Here is a 22,186-nt window from a genome sequence, read left to right on the forward strand (position 1 = left end):
GTACGCCGGGGCGATCAGGCTGGTGGGCACCGAGGCCGGGGTCGGGGTAAAACTCGACGGCAAGTTGATCGCCAGCGTCGGCGATATCCAGCTCGATGCCAATGGCCATCTGAGCATGGTCGACGCCTCGGCGGCCAATGGCGCGGTCAAGGTCAAGGCGGCCAGCCTCCAGGCCCAGGGCCCGATTTACGCCGGCACCGCCCTCAACGTGCAGACCCAGGGCGACCTGAACAGCCAGCACAACCTCGCCGCGCGCGACAGCATCAGCCTCAGCGCCGGAGGGCGACTGAGCAACAGCGGCATCATCGAAGCCGGGGTCAACGCCGATAACAGCCGCAATGCCAATGGCGATGTCAGCCTGAGCGCGCAGAGCCTCAATAACAATGGCAAGAGCGTGATCGCCAGCCGTAATTTGACGGTCAATGCGGCACAGGCGCTGAACAACCAGGGCGGGACCTTGAGTGCGGGGCAGAGCGCCAACGTCAGCGCCGCGACCCTGGATAACCAGAACAAGGGGCGGGTGCTGAGCAGCGGTAGTCTCGAACTCACGGCCGGTCAGGTGCTCAACGGCCGGGGCCTGATCAGCGGCGACGGCAACCTCAGCGCCACATTGGGCCATCTGAATAACCACGATGGCGAAGTCTCCAGCGTCGGTATCACCACCCTGACGGCCAACAGCCTGGACAACAGCGGCGGTCAGGTCACCGGTGACGTGGCGTTGAACATCGGCTTGATCGGCGCCCTGAACAACCAGGGCGGTGTCCTGAGTTCCGCCAAGCGTGTGAGCATCAGCGCCGCCAGCCTGGATAACAGCCATGCAGGCAGCCTGGCCAGCGATGGCAGCCTGACCACGCGGATCGTGGGCCTGTTCGATAACCAGAGCGCAGGAGACCTGGGTGCCAAGGGCGTAGTGGACCTGCAGGCTGGTAGTCTCGACAACCGTGGCGGCAGCCTGACCGGCAAGGATCGCCTGAGCCTGGACACGGCTTTGCTGGACAACCGCGCAGGCAAGGTACGCACCGACAAGCACCTGCAACTCGATGTGCGCCAGCTCGACAATCGCGACAAAGGCGTGATCACCAGTCAGGCAGGGATCGGCCTGACCGGTACCCGCCTGGACAACCGCGGCGGCTTGCTCAGCGCCGTCGGCCCAGTGACGCTCAAGGCTCAGAACGTGCAAAACGCCCTGGGGCGAATCGCCAGCCAAGGCGATGTACATGCGACCGTCGACACCCTCCAACAGCAGGGCGGCACCCTGGTGGCGCAAGGCAACCTGACGTTGATTGGCAGTGTTCTCGACAACCGGGACAACAGCCTGGTCGCGGCGACAAAAGCGCTGAAACTCAAGGTTCAGGACATCGACAACCGCGCCGGAAAACTGTCCAGCGGAATCACCACTGAAGTTGACGGCCAGCAGCTCGACAACAGTGACGGCGGCAGAGTCCTGGCCGGTAGCGATCTGGAGCTGAAGGTTGGCCGTCTTATCAATCAGAGCAAGGGGTTGATCCAAGGCAAGGGCACCACGACGCTGAACAGCCAGAGCCTGGATAACACCGATGGCGAGATCGACAGCCACAACGGGCTGGAGATCACCCTGGCCGGTGGGCTCGACAACACCCGCGGGCTGGTCCGCAGCGACCGCCCCCTGACCCTGGGCACCAGCAAACTGACGAACACCGCCGGCCGTATTGAGAGCGTGGAAGACCTGTCGATCACCAGCCGTGGCGAACTGCTCAATCAGGGTGGCTCCATCAAGTCCGAGAAGGGCCTGACTGTCGCCAGCGGCCCTCTCGATAACAGCCAGAAGGGCCTGCTGTCCGGCAAGCACGCCACGCAAATCACCGCGACGACCTTCAACAACAGCCAGGGTGGAAGCCTGCGCAGTGAAAGCAGCCTTGGCCTGATCGCCACCCAGGTCAATAACGCCGGTGGCAGCATCAGCAGCGCCCAGGACCTCACGGCCAGCGTGACCGGGCTCGATCAGCAACACGGGGAGCTGTTCAGCGAAGCCGCCCTGAGCCTGGACCTGAACAACGGCCAGCTCAATAACCAGGGTGGCTACATCCATGCGCCGGGAGCCCTGCAGCTCAAGAACCTGAAGGGCGTCGACAACCGAAAGGGTGAGATTTCCAGCGCCCGGGCTTTCAGCCTGAAAGCGCAAAGCCTGGACAACAACGGCGCCAAGCTGATCAGTGACCAGGGGCTGACCCTGCGCATCGCCGAGGCCCTGAACAACGTGAAGGGCCTGGTCAGCGCCAGTTCCCTCGACAGCCACAGCGCCAGCCTGGACAACACTGATGGCGTGCTCGGCACGACCGGCGACCTGGACCTGAAGGTCGATACGGTTTTCGCTAACCGGCGGGGCACCGTTGTCGCCGACGGCGCGTTGCTGCTCACCGCCGCCAGCCTGGACAACCGCGCTGCCGATATCTCCGGCAAACAGGATGTGACCGCTCGGATCGGCACCCTGGACAATCAGGGCGGCAAGTTGATCGCCACTGGCGTGCTGGACCTGACGGGGGCGAGCCTCGATAACCGCCAAGGCGGTCTGGTAGGGGCGACAAAAGCGCTGAAACTCAAGGTCGATACGCTCGATAACCGAAGCGGCGAGCTTTCTACCCAGGCCGGCCTGAGCCTGACAGGCAAGCAGCTGGATAACAGCGACCAGGGTCTGGTCGAGGCCCATGACACGCTGACGCTCAAGGTCGATGAGGTGATCAACCAGGCTGCCGGCTTTATCAATGCGCTGGCCGAGCTGACGATCACGGGCGGGCGTATCGATAACCGCAGTGGGAAAATCAAAAGCCAGCAAGGCCTGGACCTCACACTCAAGGGCAACCTGCAAAACAACCAAGGGCTGATCGATAGCCAAAGCACCCTTGATGTGGCCGCGGCAGCCCTGGACAACAGCGACGGTCGTCTCATGAGCGCTGCTGCGCTGGACCTCGGCGCTCGTGGCGCCTTGACCAACGTGGGCGGCAAGCTGGTGAGCGAGGGTGGCGTGCAGTTACGCAGCGCCAACCTGGACAACAGCCACAAAGGCGTGATCAGCGGCAAGGGCGCGGTACAGGTCACCACCGGCGACTTCGATAACAGCCAGGCCGGCAGCCTCGACAGTGGCGACACCCTGGACCTGACGGCGGCAAAACTGACCAACGCGGCCGGGCGCATCGGCAGTGACAAGGCACTGACCGCGAAGGTCAGCAGCCTTGAACAGCAGGGCGGCAGTCTGTTCAGCAACACCAGCCTGAGCCTGGACCTGAACCATGGCCGGCTGAACAACCGGGACGGTTTCATTCACGCGCCGGGTGCGCTGCTGCTGAAAAACCTCAGTGACGTTGACAACCGCAACGGCGAAATCTCCAGCGACGCGGCCTACGAACTCAACGCCAAGAGCCTGAACAACGATGGCGGCCAACTGCTCGGTAACCAGGCGTTGACCTTGCGGGTCGAACAGGCGCTCAGCTCCATCAAGGGCAAGATCGGTGCCGCGGCGCTGGAAGTACAGGCCGCCAGCCTGGATAACAGTGCCGGCGAATTGACCAGCCGTTCGGGGTTGAAACTGACGGTACAGGGGCAACTGACCAACCAGGACCAGGGGCTGATCGACGCTATTAACGGCTTGAGCATCGCCAGCGGTGACTTGAACAACCGCCACGGTTCCGTGCTGGCGGGTGACTGGCTGAACCTGTCGGCCAAGGCGCTGAACAACACGGACAGCGGGCTGATCAACAGTAAAGGCGCGCTGGAGCTGACCGCGCACCAGTTGGACTCAAGCGATGCCGGCGAGGTGTCGGCCAAGGGCGACATGAACCTCAAAGTCACGGGGTTGACGCAGCGTGGCGGTCGCCTGTTGGGCGACGGCGCGGTGACCCTGGACCTGGCCAATGGCGATCTCGACAACAGCCTCGGCCGACTGAATGCCAAAGGCTTGTTGAGCATCAAGCAACTGCAGGACCTGAAGAACCAGCAGGGGACTCTGTCCAGTCGCCAAGGCTTCACGCTGACGGGCCGCACCCTGGATAACACCCAAGGCAAGTTGATCAGTGAGGCGGCGCTGGGTGTCGTGTCCGGCCAGTTGCTGAATGAAAAGGGCCTGGTGTCGGGGATCAAGGGCCTGACCGTCGAGGCGGGGAGCCTGGACAACCGCAACCACGGGACGCTCTCCAGCAAGGAGGGCAACCTGGCCGTTGACGTCAGCGGCGCCCTGCTGAACAGCGGCGCCGGCGCCCTGGCCAGCAATGGCACGCTCAAGCTGAGCGCCGCGAGCCTGGACAACAGCGGCGAAGGGGTGGTCTCCAGTGTCGGCGGCCAGACGCTCACGGTCGCCGGCCTGCTGAATAACGCGGGCGGCGGTCTGCTCGACAGCGGTGCCACCCTTGATCTCAAGGCGGCAACCTTGAATAACCAGGCCGGCAACCTCAGCGCATTGCAATCGGTCGATCTGCGCGCCGGCAGCCTGGACAACAGTGGCGGCAGCCTGGCGACAAAAGGTGCTCTGACCCTGGACGTGGCGGGTAACCTGGACAACGTCCTGGGTACCCTCAGCAGTGACGGGGCCTTGCTGCTCAAGCGCGCGACTCACGTCGATAACCGCGGCGGCAAACTGATCGGCCAGGATCTGTTGACCTTCAACGCCGACAGCCTGGACAACCGAGACCACGGCACCGTGGCGGCCAACCGGCAAGCCATCCTGACTGTCGCGGGAGCTGTCCAGAATGCCCAGGGCGGCTTGATTTACAGCCGTGATGCCGGCCTTGAGCTGAAGGCTGCCAGCCTCGACAACAGCAAGGCCGCGGTGCAAAGCCAGAACGGCCTGACGCTGAATATCAGCGGCGACTTCAACAACCAGGGCGGCAAGGTCATCGGTCAGGACGGCGCGGTCAGCATTACCGCGGCCAACCTCGACAACCGTGGCGGGGTGCTGTCGAGCCTCAAGGGCGCGCTTGAAACCCATATCAGTGGCGTGCTGCTCAACGGTTATGACCTGAATGACCAGCGCCAGCGTGGCGTGATCGAAGCCCAGCGCTTGAACCTGCGTGCCTTGGCCGGGCTGAACAACAACGGGGGGCGCATTGCCGCGCGCCAGGGCGATGTCATCGTCAACACCGCCGGCTTCGACAACCGCAATGGCGGGCTTTACGCCAGCGGCCAGCTTGGCGTCACCGCGACTATGTTCGACAACGGCGGTGACAAGGGCGGGCAGGTTGCCGGTCAAGGCATCGATCTCGGCTTGAGCGGTGCATTGAACAACCGCCTGGGGGTTATCGAGAGTGACACCGCGCTGCTCATTCGCGCGGCCAGTATCGACAACGCTCAGGGTCAGCTACGGGCCGCCGGGAGCGGCGGCAAGAGCCTGTTCCAGATCGGCGGCTTGCTGGACAACCGTAACGGTCGCATCGAAGTGGCCAGTACCGACCTGGGCCTCGGCGCGACGAGCTTGCAGAATGCCGGCGGCACCCTGCTGCACTCCGGCAAGGGGCAATTCGATATCTCGATGGCCAACGTCAGCGGGGCGGGCGGCACCCTGGTCACCCAAGGGGGGCTGACCCTCAATGCCGACTCGTGGAGCAACACCAGCGTGATCCAGGCTGGACGCCTGAAGGTCAACGTCAACAACTTCTACCAGAGTGCTGGCGGCCAGCTGCTGGCCTCCGACAGCTTTGAGGGCGGTGGCGGCAACTGGAACAACGATGGCCTGATCGCCAGTGACGGCAGCCTGAGCCTGCAACTGTCCGGCGCCTACGGTGGTAACGGGCGACTGACCAGCCTGGGCGACATGAGCTTCGGCGCCGCCCAGCTCGACCTGCCAGGCGCCGCGACTATCACCGGGGGCGGCAACACGCGGATCAATGTCGGCGGGGTACTCACCAATCGCGGACGCCTGAGCTCCACCCAGGGGCTGACGGTCAATGCCGGGGCGATCAATAACTATGCCTCCCTCGGCAGCGCCGGGGCCCTGACCCTCAATGCCGGGACGCTGCTCAATGCCGGTGTCAGCGATGCCGAGCACAGCTCGATCTTCAGCGGCGGCGACATGCAGTTGCTGGGCAACACCTTCAGCAATCGCTATGCCGACGTTTTCAGCATGGGCAGCCTGCTGGTGGCCGCCAATGCCGGGCAGGCCCAGTCGAGCCTGCTGGAAAACCGCTCCGGCACCATCGAAAGCCTGGGTGACATGACCATTCGCGCCATGACGGTGAAGAACGTCATGGACATCCTCACCTACTCGGAACACGAGAAGTACTACGCCGCAATCACTGAGTTGCCGTGCGGCCCCTTTGGGGTATGCCATGTCAAGAAGCATGGCAATCGGCGTAATGCGGTCTGGCAGCTCACCGAGCGTGATCGCCTGCAGGTGACCGCCAGTACGGCGGCCTCCAGTATCTCCAGCGGCGGGCAATTGAACATCGGTGCCCAGGAGCTGAACAACGAAAGCAGTTTTATCGCCTCCTCCGGCAACCTGACGATCAATGCCGTCAGCATCAAGAACCAGGGGGTGGTGCCCCAGGACATTGAAACCACCACCATCAAATACAACCATGTGGATGAGTACCAAGGTGCGGTCGCTGCGGTGGCTGCCTTCAATGCCAGAAATGGCACCAAGCCGTCTGCTACTTTCGAAGCCGACCTGGCGCGGTTCAATGCCCTGATGACCGGTACTCGAAAACTGGCGGGTGGTGGTACCAAGGCTCTGGCAAGCAGCGACGGCAAGCGCTTCGACGCCATCATCCAGTCCGGCGCCAGCGTCCAGCTCAACGCTTCGGAGAAGATCGACAACGGCGTGGTGCGTGGTTACTACGCCTATGTCGGCGGCGGCAAGAAGACCGGCGACACTTCGACGGGCAGTCAGTATTCGACGCCGATCTATATCAACTCGCAATTGCCGCCGGATCTGGCCAAGCAGCAGGTCAATCCCTTGGCCCTGCCAGGCTTCACGTTGCCGGTCGGGCAACACGGCCTGTTCCGCCTGAGCAGCGAAGGAGCCGGCGACACCGCGGCGACCCAGCGCAACCCGGCACCGATGGACTGGAGCATGGGCAGCATCAGCCTGAGATTCGCCGAGCGCGAGCAGAACCTGGCCCAGAGTCAGGCGCGGGCGCTCCAGGTCGATTCGCTGGCCCCGGTGGCCGCGACTGAGCGCAAGCTGGCGCAGGTTGGCGCGGTGCAGCCTGGTGTCGATGCCAGTCTGCCGATGATTAGCGTCACGACCCCGACGGACAGTGGAACGGCTACTCAAGGGCCGGTATACAGCCGTACCCCGGCGCAACAGGTGCAAGGCAGCATTGTGCGGGTCCAGGGCATCCCGATGCTCGACAATCCCCCTCAAGCGCACAAATACCTGGTTGAGACCAACCCGGCGCTGACCAACCTGAAACAGTTCATGAGCTCGGACTACCTGCTGTCGAACCTGGGTTACAACCCCGACAACAGCTGGAAACGCCTGGGCGACGGTTTCTACGAACAACGGCTGATCCAGCAGGCGGTGGTCGCCCGCACCGGCCAACGTTTCATCGATGGCCAGGACTCTGACGAGAAACTGTTCAAGTACCTGATGGATAACGCGCTGCAGAGCAAGCAGCAGCTCAACCTGGCGATCGGCACCTCGCTGACCTCCGAGCAGGTCGCGGCCTTGACCCACGACATCGTCTGGCTCGAATCGCACCCGGTAAATGGCGAGAACGTGCTGGTGCCGGTGCTGTACATGGCCCACGCCAACAACCGCCTGGCCGCCAACGGCGCGCTGATCGCCGGGCAGGACATCAGCCTGATCGCCGGCAAGGACCTGCTCAATGCCGGCACCCTGCGCGCCACCAACAACCTCTCGGCCAAGGCCGGCAACGACCTGGTCAATAGCGGGCTGATCGAAGCCGGCAATCGCCTGGACCTGCTAGCGGGTAACAACCTGGTGAACAAGGCGGGCGGCATCATCGCCGGTCGCGATGTGAGCCTGACTGCCCTCAACGGCGACCTGGTCAACGAACGCACGGTCACCAGCCACCAGAACAGCGGCGGCGATCTGCAACAACGGCGTGACTTCCTCGACAGCGCCGCACGTATCGAAGCCGCCAATGACCTGACGCTCAAGGCCGGTCGCGATTTCAATAACGCCGCTGGCGTACTGCAAGCGGCGCGTGACACCACCATCAACGCCGGCCGGGACGCCAACCTCTCCGCTGTCGAACAGCAGGACAACGAGACCCGGACCAACTCCCTGCACACCAGCACCAGCCAGCATGGCTCGGTGCTCACCAGCGGCCGCGACCTGACGATCAACAGCGGCCGCGACCTGTCGGCCATCGCCAGCCAGATCGACGCCAAACGCAACCTCGCCATGGCCGCCACCGGCAACCTGACCCTGGCCTCGGCAGCGGACGAACAACACTCGTACTCCAGCTCCAAGAAGTACAAGGGCCAGTCGGACAAGGTCAGTCAGGTGGCCACGGCGGTGACCGCAGGTGGCAGCGTGGCCCTCAGTGCCGGCAAGGATCTGGAGCTGATTGCCAGTCGGGTGAGTGCGGGGGATGAGGCGTATCTGGTGGCCGGTGGCAACCTGGCGCTGGAGTCCGCGGAGGACAGCAACTACAGCTTCTACAGCAAGACCAAGAAGGGTTCGTCGGGCAAGAAGAGTCGGCTGGATGAAACCTCCAGTACCACCAACGTGGCGAGTCTGGTGACCTCGGGGGGGAATAGCGCTCTTGTTGCCGGGCAGGACCTGCTGATCAAAGGCAGTGGTGTGACGGCCGATAAGGGGGGCGTTCGTTTGGTCGCCGGCAATGATGTGCAAATCGAAGCCGTCACGGACTCCCAAAGCGCACGTCATGAGAGCAGCTCAAGCAAGAAGAGCTGGGGTGGCTTGAAGTCGAGCAAGATCAAGGATCAGGTCAGCGAGACACGTACCGAGGCGGTCGGCAGCACCGTCTCCGGTGATACCATCAGTGTGGCAGCGGCGCGCGATGTTTCAGTCACCGGTTCATCTCTGGTCAGCACTTCCAACATGAAAGTTCAGGCCGGTCGGGACCTGATAGTCGATGCTGCTGAAAACACATTCCAGCGCAGCGAAATGCACAAGGCGAAAACCCGTGATCTGAGCGGGATCATGACCGCCAACAATCTTGGGGTCGACGACATCACGGGCAATCAGCACCTGTCGATCGGTAGTCAGAAGCACAATGGTAAAGCTCAGGAAACCACGCTAACGGGCAGTACCATCGGCTCCAGTGAGGGCAGTGTCCAGCTGATTGCCGGTCGTGAGCTGAAGGTTGTTGCCAGCGATCTGGTCAGCACCAAGGACATGACCCTTAGCGGTTCTGACGTCACGATCACGGCAGGGGTTGAGACCGCCAGGCAAAGCACCACCGACAAGTCCAACAGCCTGGCAGTAGGTCGTGTGGTTGGTGGGATGGTCATCGATACGGCCCAAAGCATTCGCGACAACCTGAAAGCTGCCAAAAACGCTGACGATGATCGCTTAAAAGCGGTGAAAACAGCGCAGGCAGTGCTGTCGGCCTACAACATGTATGCCATGGGGCAAGAGTCCATTGACAACAGGAAGGACAACAAACCAACCAATAGCTCGGGCTCACTGATCAAGATTGGTACTGAGCTGGGCAGTACCCATAGCAAAAGTACAAGTGACTACAGCAGTGAGACAGCCAAGCAATCGAGCCTGCTCAGTGGTGCAGGCCTTGCTGTCATCGCTACTGGCAAGGTGGCAGGTTCCAGCGGAGATATTCATGTTGTTGGCAGTAGTCTGAAGGCAGAGGACACGCTGCTCTCAGCCAAAAACAATATCACCCTTGAGAGTGCCCAGAACCGCAAGGAATGGGATAACCAGAACCACAATAGCAAAACCGCCATTGGCGCCAGCTTCAACATCGGTGCGCAGAACGGCTTCACGCTCGACCTCGGCGCTCAGGTTGCCAAAGGCATGGGCAAGGGCAGTGAGCTGAACCAGGTCAATAGCACTGTTGATACCGGTCGGTTAGCCATCAAGAGTGGTCAGGACACCACCCTGGCTGGCGCGCAGGTGCGTGCCGATCATGTTGACGCGGATATCGGCGGCAGCCTCAACATCAGCTCTCGTCAGGATGAGGCAAGCCAGGTCAACCGCCAGACCAGTGGTGGTTTTGGCGGCAGCATCTGCATTCCGCCGATTTGCTACGGCGCGCCAGTCACCGGGTCGGCCAACATTGCCGCCAGCAAAATGGATAGTGCTTACAAGGCTGTGATTGAGCAAACCGGCCTGTTTGCAGGCAACGGTGGCTACAACATCAATGTCGGGACCACCACCGTACTGCATGGAGGCGTGATTGCCAGCAACGCAACTGCTGACAAGAACCATCTGAGCACTGACCGCCTGATTGTCAGCGATATCAAAAACAGCAGTGAAATAAAGAGTCAGGCCGCTGGCGTGAGTGTCTCCTACACCGGTGGGTGGGGGGGAGATGGCAAGCCTGGGATTGGCGGTAGCATTCCGTTGATGCTGAAGGACTCTGACCACAGCAGCACCCGTAGCGCTATCAGCGAAGGCACGATCACGGTCCGCAATCCGGAGGGGGGCAATGATCTGCTCGGCCTCAACCGTGACACCGCAAATGCCAACCAGAAGCTTGATCGTCCCGATGAAAGAGCCATGCAGGAGCGTATGGATCTGATTCAGGGAGTAGTAGATCTGGCCAAAGGTACGCTGGATGCGATTGTGTCCGCCAAACAGAAAGACGCTATTAAGCAGGACAAAGAGGCGAAGACCAGTGAGCAGAAGCAGGCCGCCAGTATGGCCATGGCAGAAGCTAATCGCTGGGCTCCAGGGGGGGACAAACGCATCATGGCGGATGTCGCTACTGGTTTGATCGCTGCCGGCCTGGGAGGCGCCGGAGGCACTACCGGTGTAGGTATCCTCGCCAACACGACTGCCGCCGATACTTACAAGAAGATCGGCGATTACGCCAACCGGCATTATATCGATGCTAAAGATGACGCCACGCGTGCAGCGTGGGCCGAGGGAGGTGCCGCACGGGTGCTGCTGCACACCCTGGCCGGCGCGGTCCAAGGGTTGGCAGGTGGCAATGTACAGGGTAGTGCTATGGGGGCTGCGACCTCTGCAGCCCTTATGCCGGCCATTTCCAAGGCGCTGGAAAACAACGGTGTGATCAACGATGGCCCTAATGCTTGGGCGGCATTGATTGCCACAGGGTTGAGTGGTGCCGCAGGCTCGGGTGGCGACCTGTTCGCAGGGATAGCGGGAGGCCGCGCCGGGGCAGGTGTCGAGGTTTATAACCGACAGTTGCACCCAGATGAGGTCAAGTTCCTGCAGAACAAGGACCGTATTGCGCGCTTTGTAAAGTACCTGAAGGAGACGACAGGCGAGGACATCAGTCCTGAGTTGGCCGCAAAAGCCCTAAGCAAAGGGGGGGCGGCACTGGCTGACGCGCATTGGACCGATATTAATGGCTCTGACCTGATAACACAGGCATTTATCCGCGGGGAGGCTGCCCAATCCGGTCTGACGTACCAGGACGTCGATGGCCGCAAACATCTGTTCTTTGTCACAACGGCAGAAGAATATCGCAATGAAACGATCAACCTGAAAGCACTCTTTGACGCATACGCCGGCAAAGGCTCCAGCGTCGAGAGGTTCCTGTCCGACAACTTCGTTGAGCAGGGGCAAAACACCTGGCGTGATCGATATCGCGCTGGACAAGAGCTAGGCCTGGCAGACGCCAGTAAACGCTATGAAGGAACAGGTGGTGTCCTGAGTGGGGTGGCCGGTGATGTCGGTTCGATCATCGCGGGCATGGTCCACTTCCCCGTCACTGTTGTTCAAGCAGCGGGAAGCGACGAGATCGGGCCGGTTGATTCGGCGCGCATGATGGACTACTACCAGAGGCTCCTTCATATACAAAGCCGAGCGACAGAGGCTGGTTATATCGCCGAGTCTGATTACGCCACCAGTCAGCGCCTGATGCTTCTTGGGTTGCCGGTCAGTGAGCTGGGTGGGCTGGCGCTGTTGAAGGCATTCCAGAAGGGCTCAACCGGAACGGCCATCCAACTGGCAATTAATGCCGAGAAGAAAGCAGTCGGCCCGGATCTACCATCCTGGTATCGAGAGGATGGTGGTAGTGCTGGTGCTATGTTTACCAAGGAAGGAGGACTACCTGATGGCTATCGTCGGGTACTCAATACCCGCACTGGTAATTTTGAGGCATTGAGTCCCGATGGGACATTCTATGTATTCAATGAAGGTCTCTTGACGCCGAAGATTGGGGGGAATCTGGCTGCGTTGAAGGAAGCTGAGGGGAGAATTAAAGTTGCGAATGACGCCGCAGGCATCAAAGCGCCAATTGACCCCAAGCAGCTGGCGCTTGTTACCAGTCACAAGAATGCTCATGCAATATCGGTACATGGAGGAAGCGTTACGGATGGAGAGCTGATTTATCGTGCAAAATCGGCGATTAAGCCGGATGCAAATGTAGGGCCTTCCGTACCGCCGCTCTCGTCAGCTTTTCATAGCGATGATTTGTTAGTATTTGCGGATCAAGCGGTGCGAAACAACGGAGCTTTGCAAAAGGCAATCGCACGAGATCCTGGGCAAAGTGTAGTAAGGGTTACTGTGGCGGACGTTGGAGACCTTGGTGCTGATCTTGGTCGTGGATTCAAACGGGTCTACAGCTCAGGCAACCTTGTAAAGAACAAAGATACTTTCGGGGCTCCGGAAAGGGTGGGTAACTTGAGAAGTGTTGAGGGGGTTTATATGCTGAACCCTAAAAACAACGTATGGGAAACCATTTCTATTTTTCCTGCGCCTAAACCATAGGTGGTGCTATGAAGTATGTAAATTTGAGTTATTTTCTGAAGACGGTTTTTTCTGCTGATTTTGGCTTTTCAGAGGCCATGGCGATTGACCTTTATAAGGAGGCGGTTGATAACGCAGGTAAGAGAGGGGAACTTAAAAAAGAGTTGCTCGAGGCTTTTGAGGATGAATCTGTTTCCTGGAAGGAAATGCTGTTGAATGACGAGTATGAAGTCATGGATTTTGATTCTGAGGATGAGGCCCGGGCATATGCTAAACGTGTGCTGTGGGACCCTATTCTTGGATAGTTTTGCTGAATTACGGTGTTTGACGGAGTGAGGGCATTTCTTGAAAATCTGCTCGGTCAAGTGTGTCAGTCGGCTCTGTCAGTAGTGTGTTGAGGCGTGAGTAGGTAGATAAGGAAAACCCATGAGTGCCCATAAGAGTCCGTTGCAAGCGTTCGTGATGTCTTGTATGGGGCAGGCGGGGGGCTCTATATGGGGCGTATAAAGTGGGTGCTATGGGGGTAGGACTTTTGTCTATGGGGGTTGTGGCGCTTGGTGTCTTCGCTTGATTGCTAGTTCAATAGGGCTGTACGTCTTGGTAGCATTCACCATCATAGTCAAGTCAGGTTCTGCCAAGGCGCATCGCGATTGGCGTGCCACTACTGCGGTGAGTCAGATACCCTAAATATTCGATTTCACCTGCTTTAGTGGCAGGTCTTATTATTGTGCTGCTAGTGGGATACTCAAGGTTTTAGTCCTTGGTTATTAAAAACTACTTCATTTCCTCTGGCTCGATGGTTCCAGTTTTATCTATTGGCAACTATGCAGGTTTTTTAAAGGACATTCATGCGTGAGCAGAACCTCACTATCGCTGCTGATCCTGATGCTCACATTACCCGGCTGCCATTCCAACGTCAGAGACTCTTCTCCCAGCTTTCTGAACGACGGCATCCAGCTACACCAAAGTACGGTAGCGGTCGATGCGCAGCACGCCAAAGTCATCATGAAAGCATCAGGCTATACATTTCCAGTAGAGTTCTCAGTCCGTCGTGCGACAGATCCTGATCAACGAATGGAGGTGCTGGGGACCGTGGTGGATTCAGGCCGGGGTAAGGTGCTCGACTGGATCGCCAAGCTTAACGAAGTGGCCAACAGTGCTGTGGTTAAACGCTTCCCACAGTTGGAGGTACAGGCCGATGTTGATAAGCCTTTTGAGGTGTCGGGATATTCTTATGATAGGGGCGTCGGAGATACCTATCATTGTGGCCCGCTGAAAAGCACCTTTACACCAGAGCGAAGCAAGGTCTATCTGGTGGAGTTTCAGTTCATTGGTAAGCATTGTGAGCAGCATGTTTACGATGTCACCCAGCCACAGGAGCGTATTCCTGTAGTGAGTTTGCCTTAGCGTCTGAATCCGACTTGAGAACGCGAAACGGACGACCCACAAGTCGCCCGTCTCCATTTACTACGCCGTCTACGCCTGCAACTGTCTCCCCATTACATCCATCAAATCACACCCATCGCGCAGCATGATGCTGCAAACCAACGTCAGTTCCTGAAGGAGAGCAGGTTCATGACGAGGGGCATCAGCTACCGAAAAGCTTTCCAGCAGCTGGGTTACCGCGCGTATGCGATAAGCAGCCGCATCGTGCAGTACGTCAATAGGTGCCTGGGTATCGATAAGCAGGTAGGGAATATTGCAGTCGTGGCCGGTAATGGGCATGTAGCGATTCATGATTTATATCCTTGTGCCTGTCTGAGTGTTGCTACTCATCCGTCGCCAAACGAATGGGTGGCGGCTGTACGCAGGTTGGCGAACCGGCGACACAAGAAACCGGCAGACCCGAAGGTCTCCCACGCACAGCTGCCATAAAGCAAAGGCCTGCGCTCGCAGGGGCGTATTCTGCCTTATTGCAGAATACGCAGCCTACTTGTGTCTCTCGGGTCGCCAAACCCGGTCGCCATTTGGGCGACCCATCGACTGTAAATCGCACTGTGGTTGGCAGGAATAAGGTGAGTGCACTGTAGGCTGTAGGGCTTTTCTGATTAGCGCAGAAGGAAGCTGTCGGCTTGGCGGGCAGCTCCAATACCCAATAAAACGCCCCGTGCGTTTCCCAAATACGGCTTCCTGCAAAAGACTGTGGGTAATGGCCTCTAGAACATGCTTGAGGAACAAAAAAACGGGGCAGCACAGGCCGCCCCGTATCGTTTCGCTCAAGCCCGGCGCGGCTTACAACGCCTTCACCGGAATACAGATCTCACACTCCAGTTCCCCCGTCTTCATGTCATATTTCGCGTCTACCGGATAACGCTCGAACGCCGGTCGGGCGTCGAATTGCATGCCGCTCTTGGGCAGCCAGTCGCGGCACAGTTCGGTCCAGGCGTCGGCGATGTCGGGGCCTTTGCCTTGATAGTGGGCGATGGCATAGAGGCCGCCGAGCAGGGTGGTGACGACGGCGGGGGCGCTGGTCTTGAAGTCGTCGGGGACTTCGACGCAGGCGTCGTAGCGGCATTTTTCGGGTGGGGTGACGTAGGGATCGTCGTGGCCGATGCCGTAACGCACGCGGCCCAACAGGCCGTTTTCGACCATCCAGGGGGCGACGGTGTCGCGCCAGAAGGTGCCGATGCCCGGCCCGTAGGGGCCGATATAACGCAGGTAGGCGACGCGGACCGGTGGCAGTTCCTTGAGGGTGACGTTCATCAAAAGCTCCTTCAGGTGGATGAAGGCGTCAGGATCGTCGAAGGCCGGGATGTGCGTCTGATCAGGATTGCTCAATTCCCGCAGGCGCCGTTCGCGGACGTCGCTGAGGCGGCGGTGCCAGCGTTTGGGTTCGGTGCTGCGCCAGGTGCTCGGGGTGACCGAGAAATGCTGCTTGAACGCCCGGGAGAACGCTTCGCCGGAGCTGAAGCCGACTTCCAGGGCCACCTCCAGAATGCTCATTTCTGGATGGCTGGCCAGCTGATAGGCGGCACAGGCCAGGCGGCGTCGGCGCAGGTAGTCCCCCAGGGTTTCGCCAACCCAGGCGGTGAACAGGCGATGAAAGTGAAAGGGCGAAAAATGCGCGACCTGCGCGAGTTCGGCCAGCTCCAGCGGCTGGTCCAGGTGTTGGTCGATATGCTCCAGCACCCGGTTCATGCGCAGGGTGTATTCGTGGAGGCTGTGGTAGGCGGGGCTCATGGAGCCAAGTTTAGCCGGGGGCCAGGCCACGGGTTTGTGCCGGGCGGGTTTTTTCCGTCAGCCGGACGAACGTGATCGCGAGCCCGCTCCTGCAGGCCCGCGATCGCTGTCCGGCGCTCAGGAGCCGCCATGGCAGCAACTGGCGGCCGGTTTGTCGTCATAACGATCATGGTGCCTGACCCAGTCCATGATCTGTTCTTCGTTGCGCCCCTTGGGCGTCAGGTCCAGGTAGTTGTAGGCCCCCACCAGCAGGTCCAGGCCACGGGCGTAGGTGGAGTAGGTGTGGAATATCTCACCGGCTTCATTGCGATAGAACACGCTGAGGCCAGGCAGCTCTTCCTCGGCGCCGTCGGTTTTTTCGTAGTTGTAGGTGGCGGTGCCGGCGGCGACCTCGTCGGCCCGGGCGCAGACCCCGAAGTCGTAGTTGAAATCACAGCCGGCGGACGAAACCCAGTCGAACTTCCAGCCCATGCGCCGCTTGAACGCCTGGAACTCGGCGAAGGGCGCGTGGGACACCGCCACCAGCGCGATGTCGTGGTGGGCCAGGTGCTGGTTGGCGCCGTCGATGTGATCGGAGAGGAAGGAGCAGCCCGGGCAACCTTCGTCCCAGCCTTCGGCGAACATGAAGTGGTAGACCACCAACTGGCTGCGATCGCCGAACAGGTCGGCCAGGCTCAGTTCGCCGTGGGGGCCCTGGAAGCGGTAGGGCTTGTCGATTTTCACCCAGGGCAGGGCACGCCGCTCGGCGCTGAGCTGGTCGCGTTGGCGGGTGAACGCCTTTTCGTGAATCAGGTGCTGCTTGCGGGCCTGTATCCATTGTTCCCGGGATACGACCGGATGATCGTTGAGGTGCATGACGTCTTCTCCTGCGGCAAAGGTGCGCGGCGACAGTGCCTACACAGGCTAGTCGTTTCGCCCGCGGGCAAATCGACAGCCGCCGGACGGTTCCGCCCAACGGTCGCCCGCCTGCCGCACTTCGCTGAACGGCTATTCAGGCGTCACTCCTGGCGTACCGTCTTCATGCATTTCAACGCTTCGAACTCATCGCGCACGTTCTGCAGTTTGTTGCGCAGATGCTCGCGCTGGGCTGGCGTGCTTTTGGCCATCACGTCCACCAGCAGGCTGCGCGCCGCCTGTTCGCTGTTGGCGTAGGCCTGGCGATAAGCCGGTGTCCAGAAGCTTTCACGATCCACCAGCAGGCGCTCGATGCGTCTGTCGAAGTCGCTGTTCTGGCGTTGCTCCAGCGCGGCGCTGAACTGTGCCTGCCAGTTGGCCCGATTGGAGAGCCAGAGCTGGTTCTGTTCGCCGAGGGACGTTGACCAGTCCGCCACCCGCTGGGTCTGTTCAGGAGTGAGGGGGCCGAGCCAGGTAGTCAGGCGCTTGTCCATGCGTTCGGTGCGCAGCCTGATCTGTTGCTCCAGTGGTGGCTTGAGGTTTTTGCTGCGACGTTGGCGCATGTCCTTGGCGAAGGCCGACTTCATTTCCGCGACCTGTCGGTCGTCCAGGCCCCGCAGCAACTCGATGGCCGAAGGCGCGATCGCGCGGGCGGTCTGGGCAATGGCCTGCTTGGCTCCGCGGGTGAGCTCTTGCAGCTCGGCATCGTTGACCTGATTGCGTGCGACCATCTGCTGCAGACGGTCCAGGTAGTCCAGGTAGCCGGGCAACTGTGTGCTGCAGTGCCAGCTCAGGTGCTCCTTGAGGCGCTGGTTGAACCAGATTTTCTGCTCGCGGTTCATTTCCAGGTAGTCATTGAGCGTCCAGGGAATGATCACATCGAGGTTGCGGTAAGCCAGGCCGACACGATTGCAGGAGGTCAGCACCAGGCTCAACAGCAGTAGCAGGGTGAGGTGTTGCAGCCGGCGCGACATGGCAAGTCCTTGCGAAGGCCTGGGTTTGTAAGCATGGGTTTCTTATCTGAACCCGGAAAGCTTCCGGCAGTTCAGCCGCTCAATAGAACGAATGCTCGGCCTTGAAGGTGAGCAGACCGTCGCATTGCGCGTTATGTCCAGAATAGGCCGAACAATCGCTGCCGTTGAGGTTGGAGTCGCTGTAGATCAGTTTCAGGTCGATGCCCATCCAGGGGCGGGAGAACTTGATCGACCAGTCGTTGAAGCTGCTGACGTAGCCGCTGCTCACCGAAACCGGGTTGCCCAGCTGATGAGTGGTGTACTTGATGCTGACGCCGATGCCGAAGGGCTGGTTGCCGCCCAGGTCGGCGAACAGGGTGCTGTTGCGCTTGTCCGGTTCCTGGCTGAACGCGGCGCCGAAGCGGCTGCCCAGCAGCGTCAGGCCGCCATAGAACTCCTGGCTGTCCTGCGGGGCCAGTTGCGGGTAGTTGTACTGGATCATCCCCACCTCATAACCCAGGGTCTGATCGAAGGGGCGCTTGAAGCCCAGGTAGGAGTCCACTTCCAGGTCGCTCTCGCCCAGGCCCATGCTTGGCGACCATTGGCCGATGTACCAGCCGCTGTCATGGGTCAGGTCCAGGCCGCCATGGAACGAGCCGGTGGCCGAGGGTTTGACCAGGCCCTGGGCCATGCTGCGGCTCGGGGTGCTGCTGAGCTTGAGGTCGAAGTCCCCCAGTTCGCGCTGGAAGATCTGCCCGTGGGCCAAGGGGCTGGCGAGAAGGCTGGCAAGCAGCACATGGGAGGATTTGAGCATGCTTCACTCCATGAAATGCGAGGAGCAGGAACCGCGGAACCTACTGGAATGCCCGATCTAGACGTGTGCAAGGATACCGGCGAAACCTCGGGGATGAGGGCCGTTCGTCGATTTTTATGGGAGGGGAGGAGTCAGAACTCTAGTCCTAGCGCTTTGAGGCTCAAAGCGCATAGGGACCAGGAGGTGTGGCGGGGGGATTACTTCTTGCCCAGGCTGATCTGCTTGGACGGGCCGAAAGTCTGGCCGCTGACGCCTTTGGCAATTTGCTGGATCTCGCCGCCGGATTTCAGGAAAGCAGCAATCTGATCGTTGATCGATTCGCTGGTTTCAACGGCTGGAGCTGGCTTTGCTTTGCTGTTGGATGCTTTTACACGCATGGCGGCCATTAACCTTCAGAAAATTAATTTGGCCAGCCATCATACATGAAATGCTTGACAATTGCTTGGTAAATATCCCCCTGGAATAACAGTGGAAAACTCCCGAATAATCCTAAGTTGATCTCGGGAATATCCCCATAAGCTGCTGTTTTAAATAAAGACAATGGCACAAAGAGCGGCTTGCTCGGCGGCGCTGAGGCAAAAGTCGCTGCCGGCTGGCCTGACGGGCGGAACCGGTTGCTGGCGCAAAGCCATAAAAATCAAGGCATTCAGGAAAATATCCGCTGCTATCCGGCGACTCGGGCCAACCAGGAGCGGAAAACCGGGTAGAATGCCGCCCACGCAATGAGGGTATTGGAAATGGCTTTAGTCGGGCGCTACAACAGTTTGCAAGTGGTTAAACACACTAACTTCGGTTTATATCTGGACGGCGGGGCGGATGGTGAAATATTGCTGCCCAATCGTTATATCCCCAAGGATATTCCCAGTGAAGATGAAGACTGGTTGAATGTTTTCGTTTATCTGGATAGCGCCGACAAGTTAATTGCAACTACCGAAAAACCAAAAGTTCAAGTCGGTGAATTCGCCAGTCTTAAAGTCGTGGAAGTTAACAGTATCGGTGTGTTCCTCGACTGGGGCCTGCCCAAGGACCTGCTGCTGCCGTACTCCGAGGAAAAGCGTCAACTGACCGCCGGTGAGTATTGCGTGGTGCACGTCTATCTCGACAAGCACACCCGTCGCATCACCGCCACGGCCCGTCTGGACCGCTACCTGGACAAGGCTCCGGTGACCTACAAGGTCGGCCAGGAAGTCGATCTGCTGGTGGCCGAGAGCACCGACATGGGCTTCAAGGCGATCATCAACAACAAGCACTGGGGCCTGATCCACAAGAACGAAGTGTTCAAGTTCCTGCGTCCGGGCAAACAGGAAAAGGGTTTCATCAAAGAGATCCGCGCCGACGGCAAGATCAGCCTCAGCCTGCAACCGGTGGGCGAAGAACTGGCCAGCAGCCTGAACGCGAAGATCCTCGCCAAGTTGCGGGAAAACAATGGCACCCTGCCGGTCAGCGACAAGAGCGATCCGACGGTGATCAGTGGCCTGTTCGGCGTCAGCAAGGGCAACTTCAAGAAGGCCATCGGAGCCTTGTACAAGAATGGCCAGATCGTTATTCATGCCGACCGCATTGAACTGACCTGATTCGTTTCTCCCTGGCGTAGTTGCGGTCGAAGAACCTTCGGTGGCGCTAACGACCCACGGGGCTGTCCGAAAAAACCGCTGCCGGTTCCGGCAGCGGTTTTTTATTGCTTTTTTCCTGGCTGCGTTGAAGGACGTCAGAGTCGGCGTCTTCGATCGTTGTCATGGTCGCTGTATACAGTTTTAAGCCATTCCTGATGCACTGATATCAGGCAGTCGTGCACAGCTAGTGGGCATGTCTGCCGCTGATCCCGGCTGCTGATCATCGTTGTGCAGCCAAGCCCCAGCCCTTGATGGACAAGCGATCCGCGCCGTTCGCCTACAGATTTTTCCGGTATGGCACGCATTCTGCGTAGCGCTTCGTATACAACTCATGCCAGCTCCCGTACGCAGTGTGGTCGCAAGGTCAATCGCGGGGGCAGGGCCTGTCCAACAAGGAGCCTTGCAATGACCGAGCAACTACCCAAGGGCTACAGCCCGCGCTTGTACAACCAGGACCTGGGGCCGCTGCCGCAGAAGTGGAACTGGTACAACATCTTCGCCTTCTGGATGAGCGACGTGCACAGCGTCGGCGGTTATGTGTTCGCCGCCAGCCTGTTCGCCCTCGGGCTGGCCAGTTGGCAAGTGCTGGTGGCCCTGCTGGCGGGGATCTGCATCGTGCAACTGATCGCCAATCTGGTGGCCAGGCCCAGCCAGCAGGCGGCGGTGCCATACCCGGTGATCTGCCGGCTGGCGTTCGGTGTATTCGGGGCGAATATCCCGGCGGTGATTCGAGGCCTGATCGCGGTGGCCTGGTATGGGATCCAGACCTACCTGGCGTCCAGCGCCCTGATCATTGTGGTGCTGCGCTTTTTCCCGGCCATGGCGGCCTATGCCGAGCCGCATTTTGCCGGGCTGTCCTACCTGGGCTGGTTCGGTTTCCTGGCGCTGTGGCTGGTCCAGGCCCTGGTGTTCTGGGCCGGCATGGAGTCGATCCGGCGCTTTATCGATTGGGCGGGGCCGGTGGTCTACGCGGTGATGTTCCTCCTCGCCGGCTGGATCGTCTGGAAGGCCGGCTGGAGCAACATCAGCTTCACACTGGGGGAGAAGTCGCTGTCGGGCTGGCAGGCATTCGGCCAGGTGATCGTCGCCACGGCGCTGGTGGTGTCCTACTTCTCCGGGCCGACCCTGAACTTCGGCGACTTCAGCCGCTACTGCCGCAGCATGCAGGATGTACGACGCGGCAACTTCTGGGGGCTGCCGGTGAACTTCCTGGCGTTCTCCCTGGTGACCGTGGTCATTGTCTCCGGCACCCTGCCGGTGTTCGGTGAAATGCTCCATGACCCGATCGCCACGGTGGCGCGGATCGACAACGACGTCGCGGTGCTGCTCGGCGCCTTCGCTTTTGTCACTGCCACCGTCGGCATCAACATCGTCGCCAACTTCGTCTCGCCGGCCTTTGACTTCGCCAACGTCGCTCCGAGCCGGATCAGCTGGCGCACGGGCGGCATGATCGCGGCCCTGGCCTCGATCTTCATCACCCCCTGGAACCTGTTCAACAACCCGCAGGTAATCCACTACACCCTCGACGTGCTGGCCGCCTTTATCGGCCCGCTGTTCGGCATTCTGTTGGTGGACTACTACCTGATCAAAAAGCAGCAGATCGATATCGACGCGCTGTTCAACGACGGCCCGGACGGGCGTTATTACTACAGCGGCGGGGTCAACTGGACCGCGGTCAAGGCGCTGGTGCCGGCGACCCTGATGGGCGTGGCGATCACCTTCACGCCAGCATTGCAGCCGATGGCCAACTTCGCCTGGTTCACCGGGTGTTTCCTCGGTGGCGCGCTGTTTTTTCTCCTCGCGCGCCGTGAGGCCCTGCCATCTCTGAGGCTGAGCCCGACGGCGTCGAGCTGACGGCCGCGGCCAGGAAAAGGTCTTTTTCCAGGCGTATTTTTCTGTCCGTTTGGTTGATAATCGACAGCACATCCATTCTTTG

Annotated in this window: 11 protein-coding genes; 5 read left to right on the forward strand and 6 right to left on the reverse strand. The window is 59.9% G+C overall.

What is annotated here, in order from left to right:
- The 3 genes from AC07PQ_RS26875 to AC07PQ_RS26885 all read left to right on the forward strand — a co-directional run.
- A partial coding sequence (locus AC07PQ_RS26875) for a hemagglutinin repeat-containing protein (protein WP_493186518.1) occupies positions 1–12,817 on the forward strand: 12,817 nt, incomplete at its 5' end.
- Positions 12,818–12,825: 8 nt separating this feature from the next.
- A complete protein-coding gene (locus tag AC07PQ_RS26880; protein ID WP_007920649.1) occupies positions 12,826–13,101 on the forward strand; it encodes a hypothetical protein in 276 nt (91 codons plus the stop codon).
- A 547-nt stretch (positions 13,102–13,648) separates the two neighbouring features.
- The gene (locus AC07PQ_RS26885; RefSeq protein WP_007920651.1) at positions 13,649–14,203 is read left to right on the forward strand and encodes a hypothetical protein; all 555 of its coding nucleotides are present in this window, start codon (positions 13,649–13,651) and stop codon (positions 14,201–14,203) included.
- A gap of 69 nt (positions 14,204–14,272) precedes the next feature.
- On the opposite strand, the gene AC07PQ_RS26890 is transcribed toward AC07PQ_RS26885, so the two are convergent.
- The 6 genes from AC07PQ_RS26890 to AC07PQ_RS26915 form a co-directional block, all read right to left on the reverse strand.
- The gene (locus AC07PQ_RS26890; RefSeq protein ID WP_493186517.1) at positions 14,273–14,533 is read right to left on the reverse strand and encodes a hypothetical protein; all 261 of its coding nucleotides are present in this window, start codon (positions 14,531–14,533) and stop codon (positions 14,273–14,275) included.
- A gap of 495 nt (positions 14,534–15,028) precedes the next feature.
- Positions 15,029–15,976, reverse strand: coding sequence for an AraC family transcriptional regulator (locus AC07PQ_RS26895; RefSeq protein WP_493186516.1), 948 nt, complete (start codon positions 15,974–15,976; stop codon positions 15,029–15,031).
- A gap of 117 nt (positions 15,977–16,093) precedes the next feature.
- Positions 16,094–16,831 (reverse strand): DUF899 domain-containing protein, encoded by a 738-nt coding sequence (locus tag AC07PQ_RS26900; RefSeq protein WP_007920657.1) that lies wholly within the window; start codon positions 16,829–16,831, stop codon positions 16,094–16,096.
- A 143-nt stretch (positions 16,832–16,974) separates the two neighbouring features.
- Complete coding sequence (locus tag AC07PQ_RS26905; RefSeq protein ID WP_007920658.1) at positions 16,975–17,844, reverse strand: DUF6279 family lipoprotein; 870 nt, start codon at positions 17,842–17,844, stop codon at positions 16,975–16,977.
- 79 nt (positions 17,845–17,923) lie between these two features.
- Positions 17,924–18,637 carry a TorF family putative porin gene (locus tag AC07PQ_RS26910; RefSeq protein ID WP_007920667.1) on the reverse strand — a complete coding sequence of 238 codons (714 nt, stop codon included), beginning with the start codon at positions 18,635–18,637 and terminating at the stop codon, positions 17,924–17,926.
- 197 nt (positions 18,638–18,834) lie between these two features.
- Complete coding sequence (locus AC07PQ_RS26915) at positions 18,835–19,023, reverse strand: PFL_1563 family small protein (protein WP_016702300.1); 189 nt, start codon at positions 19,021–19,023, stop codon at positions 18,835–18,837.
- A 351-nt stretch (positions 19,024–19,374) separates the two neighbouring features.
- Between AC07PQ_RS26915 and AC07PQ_RS26920 the strand changes: the two genes are divergently transcribed.
- Positions 19,375–20,211 carry a CvfB family protein gene (locus AC07PQ_RS26920; protein WP_023968236.1) on the forward strand — a complete coding sequence of 279 codons (837 nt, stop codon included), beginning with the start codon at positions 19,375–19,377 and terminating at the stop codon, positions 20,209–20,211.
- A 444-nt stretch (positions 20,212–20,655) separates the two neighbouring features.
- Positions 20,656–22,104 (forward strand): NCS1 family nucleobase:cation symporter-1, encoded by a 1,449-nt coding sequence (locus tag AC07PQ_RS26925; RefSeq protein WP_053260067.1) that lies wholly within the window; start codon positions 20,656–20,658, stop codon positions 22,102–22,104.
- Positions 22,105–22,186: the final 82 nt, after the last annotated feature.

It is taken from the genome of Pseudomonas sp. GW821-FHT09E12 (assembly GCF_059416085.1).

Excerpts from the sequence above, each read along its gene's own strand:
- AC07PQ_RS26890 (WP_493186517.1), bottom strand. The coding sequence starts at position 14,533 with ATGAATCGCTACATGCCCATTACCGGCCACGACTGCAATATTCCCTAC.
- AC07PQ_RS26900 (WP_007920657.1), bottom strand. The coding sequence starts at position 16,831 with ATGCACCTCAACGATCATCCGGTCGTATCCCGGGAACAATGGATACAG.
- AC07PQ_RS26910 (WP_007920667.1), bottom strand. The coding sequence starts at position 18,637 with ATGCTCAAATCCTCCCATGTGCTGCTTGCCAGCCTTCTCGCCAGCCCC.
- AC07PQ_RS26915 (WP_016702300.1), bottom strand. The coding sequence starts at position 19,023 with ATGGCCGCCATGCGTGTAAAAGCATCCAACAGCAAAGCAAAGCCAGCT.
- AC07PQ_RS26895 (WP_493186516.1), bottom strand. The coding sequence starts at position 15,976 with ATGAGCCCCGCCTACCACAGCCTCCACGAATACACCCTGCGCATGAAC.
- AC07PQ_RS26880 (WP_007920649.1), top strand. The coding sequence starts at position 12,826 with ATGAAGTATGTAAATTTGAGTTATTTTCTGAAGACGGTTTTTTCTGCT.
- AC07PQ_RS26905 (WP_007920658.1), bottom strand. The coding sequence starts at position 17,844 with ATGTCGCGCCGGCTGCAACACCTCACCCTGCTACTGCTGTTGAGCCTG.
- AC07PQ_RS26920 (WP_023968236.1), top strand. The coding sequence starts at position 19,375 with ATGGCTTTAGTCGGGCGCTACAACAGTTTGCAAGTGGTTAAACACACT.
- AC07PQ_RS26925 (WP_053260067.1), top strand. The coding sequence starts at position 20,656 with ATGACCGAGCAACTACCCAAGGGCTACAGCCCGCGCTTGTACAACCAG.